This is a genomic window from Kitasatospora sp. NE20-6 (assembly GCF_045862635.1).
The window spans coordinates 1-3296 of sequence record NZ_BPRL01000111.1 but is presented as its reverse complement, the minus strand read 5'-3'; the positions used below and the strand labels follow the sequence as shown (position 1 = coordinate 3296).

Annotated in this window: 3 protein-coding genes; all 3 read left to right on the top strand. The window is 74.3% G+C overall.

The features are described 5' to 3' along the window. The first annotated feature begins 125 nt into the window (after nt 1-125). Nucleotides 126-1799: a thiamine pyrophosphate-binding protein gene (locus SNE206_RS39025; protein ID WP_407918347.1), complete on the top strand. Its 1674-nt coding sequence runs from the start codon at nt 126-128 to the stop codon at nt 1797-1799. Nucleotides 1800-1821: 22 nt separating this feature from the next. Then, entirely contained in the window at nt 1822-2406 is a 585-nt protein-coding gene (locus SNE206_RS39020) for a DJ-1/PfpI family protein (protein ID WP_407918346.1), read from the top strand. 79 nt (nt 2407-2485) lie between these two features. Then, a partial coding sequence (locus tag SNE206_RS39015; RefSeq protein WP_407918345.1) for a maltotransferase domain-containing protein occupies nt 2486-3296 on the top strand: 811 nt, incomplete at its 3' end.

Here is a 3296-nt window from a genome sequence, read left to right as displayed (position 1 = left end):
CGGGCGCGGGCCCGCCGCCTGGGGGGCTCCACGGCGTCCCCCGGGCCGCCCGCGCCCGGGGTCCCCCCCCCGGGCCCGCGCCCCTACCCCACGCCCCGACCCCACGACCGAGAGGCAAGGACGCCATGGCCAGCAGGCCCGCCCGGGTGGCGATGCTCGAACAGTTCAGAGCCGACGGAATCACCCACATGTTCGGCAACCCCGGCACCGTCGAGCAGGGCTTCCTGGACGAGCTGCGCGGCTTCCCCGAGATCGAGTACGTGCTGTCGCTCCAGGAGGCCGTCGTCGTCGGCATCGCCGACGGCTACGCCCGCGCGACCCGCAGGCCGGCCGTGCTCCAGCTGCACTCCGGTGTCGGCCTCGGCAACGGCATCGGCATGCTCTACCAGGCCAAGCGCGGCCACGCCCCGCTGGTGGTCGTCGTCGGGGAGTCCGGCCTCGCCTACGACGGCATGGACGCCCAGATGGCGGCCGACCTCGTGGCCATGGCCGAGCCGGTCACCAAGTGGGCGACCCGCGTCGTCCACCCCGAGTCGACGCTGCGCGTGCTGCGCCGCGCCCTCAAGGTCGCCGCCACCCCGCCGTACGGGCCGGTCATGGTGGTGCTGCCCGCCGACGTGATGGACGCGGAGACCAGCGAGGCCGTCGTGCCGACCTCCTTCCCCGACACCGCGAGCAGCCCCGACCCGGACGCGGTCGAGCGGGCCGCCGAACTCCTCGCCGGCGCCCGCAGGCCGCTGATCGTCGCCGGTGACGGCATCCACTTCTCCGGCGCCCAGGACGCGCTCGCCGAACTCGCCGAGGTCTGGGGCGCCGAGGTGTGGGGCGCCGACTGGGCCGAGGTCAACCTGCCCGCCGACCACCCGTGCTACCGCGGCCAGCTGGGCCACATGTTCGGCGCGAACAGCGCCCGCGTGACCGCCGCCGCCGACGCCGTCCTCATCTGCGGCACCTACGCGCTGCCCGAGGTGTACCCCTCCCTCGACGGCGTGTTCGCCCCCGGCGCCCCCGTCGTGCACATCGACCTCGACACCGCGGCGATCGCCAAGAACTTCCCCGTCGACCTCGGCCTCGTCGCCGACCCGCGGCGCTCCCTCGGCCTGCTCGCCGGCGCCCTGGAGCGCCGCCTCACGCCCGGCGACCGCGCCGACGCCGCCCGCCGGATCGACCGCTGGGCCGGCGAGAAGGCCGCCGCCCGCGCCCAGGCCGTCGTCCACGACCTCACGGACGCCGACTCCCTGCCGCTCTCCGCCGCGGTCTTCGGCCACGAACTGGCCCGGCAGCTGCCCGAGGACGCCATCCTCTTCGACGAGGCGCTCACCTCCTCGCCCGGCATCTTCCGCCACAACCCGCCGAACCGGCCCGGCCACTGGTTCCAGACCCGCGGCGGCTCGCTCGGCGTCGGCATCCCCGGCGCGATCGGCGCCAAGCTGGCCCACCCCGGGGCCACCGTGGTCGGCTTCACCGGCGACGGCGGCAGCATGTACACCGTGCAGGGCCTGTGGACCGCGGCCCGCTACGACATCGCCGCCAAGTTCGTCATCTGCAACAACGGCCGCTACAAGCTGCTCGACGACAACATCGAGCAGTACTGGCGCAGCCAGGACATCGAGCACCACGACTTCCCCGACATCTTCGACCTGTCCCGGCCCGCCATCGACTTCGCCGCCCTCTCCGAGTCGCTCGGGGTGCGCGCGGTCCGCGTCGAGAAGGCCGACCAGGTGGCACCCGCCATCAGCGAGGCGCTCGCCCACCCGGGCCCGTTCCTCATCGACCTCGTCATCGGACGCGACAGCTGACCCCAGGGAGGAGGAGACCACCGTGCGCATCGAGGGACAGAAGATAGCGGTCCTCATGGAGAGCGACTTCTACGAACCCGAGATCCTCTACTACCAGCGCCGCTTCGCCGAGGAGGGCGGCGAGGTGCACTTCCTCACCCGGCTGTGGGGCAACGACCGGATCGTCTTCCGCGGCCACGAGTACCGGATGCCGTTCGAGGTCGACGAGTCCTTCGAGGACATGGGGGAGTACGACCTCAAGGAGTACGGCGCGGTCATCGTGCCCTCCGGCATCGTCGCCGACCGGCTGCGCTACACCGACCAGGTCGACAAGCTCCCGCCGGCCGCGCTGTTCCTGCGCCGGGCCTTCGCCGACCCGGCCATCGTCAAGGGCATCATCTGCCACGGCATGTGGCTCGCCGCGCCGATCCCGTCGGTCATCCGCGGACGCCGGGCGGTCGTCCACAACAACCTGCTCGGAGACCTCCGCAACATGGGCGGCGTCTACATCGACGAGGACGTCGTCGTCGACGACGACCTCGTCACCGCCCGCACCGGCAACCACTGCCACCTCTTCGCCCGCACCATCATCGACCAGCTCGCCCTGCGCGCACCCCGGAACGCCTGACCACCACCCCTTCCGCCCCCGCTCCCGCCCGGGAGCGGGGGCGGCCCGCCACCATCGACCACGAGAGGAGAACCGGGCCATGAGCAGCACCACCGCCGTCCGGATCCCCCGGAGGAGTGCTCCCGTGAACAGTCCCGGCCGACGGGTGACGAGCCGCCAGGAGAGACCGGGGCCGGGCCCCGACGCCGTCGGACGGATACCGGTCCTCGACGTGCAGCCGTCCGTCGACGGCGGCCGCCGCCCGGCCAAGGCCGTCGAGGGCGAGCGCTTCGCGGTGACCGCCACCGTCTTCCGCGAGGGCCACGGCGCGGTCGGCGCCAACGTGGTGCTGCGCGGCCCGCGCGGCCGCAAGGGCCCCTGGACGCCGATGCGCGAACTCGCCCCCGGCACCGACCGGTGGGGCGCCCACGTCACCGCGCCGGCCCCCGGCCGCTGGACGTACACCGTCGAGAGCTGGGGCGACCCCGTCACCACCTGGCTCCACCGCGCCGGGATCAAGGTGCCGGCCGGCCAGGACGTCGACGTCACCCTGGAGGAGGGCGCGCAGCTGCTGGAGCAGGCCGCCGACGGCGTCCCCCGCGGCGCCGGCCGCACCGCGCTGCTCACCGCCGCCGCCGACCTGCGCCGGCCCGGCACGCCCGGCGGCGAACGCCTCGCCGCCGCCCACCGCCCCGAGATCGCGGCCGTCCTGAGCCGCCATCCGTTGCGGGAGCTGGTGAGTGCGTCGCGGCCGATGCCGTTGCAGGTGGACCGCAAGCGCGCGCTGTACGGGGCCTGGTACGAGTTCTTCCCGCGGTCGGAGGGCGCGGTGGTCGACCCGACCGGCGTGCAGCCCCCGGTCTCCGGCACCCTGCGCACCGCCGCCGAACGCCTGCCCGCCGTCGCCGCGA

Coding starts and splice junctions, on each gene's coding strand:
- SNE206_RS39025 (WP_407918347.1), top strand. CDS start 126: ATGGCCAGCAGGCCCGCCCGGGTGGCGATGCTCGAACAGTTCAGAGCC.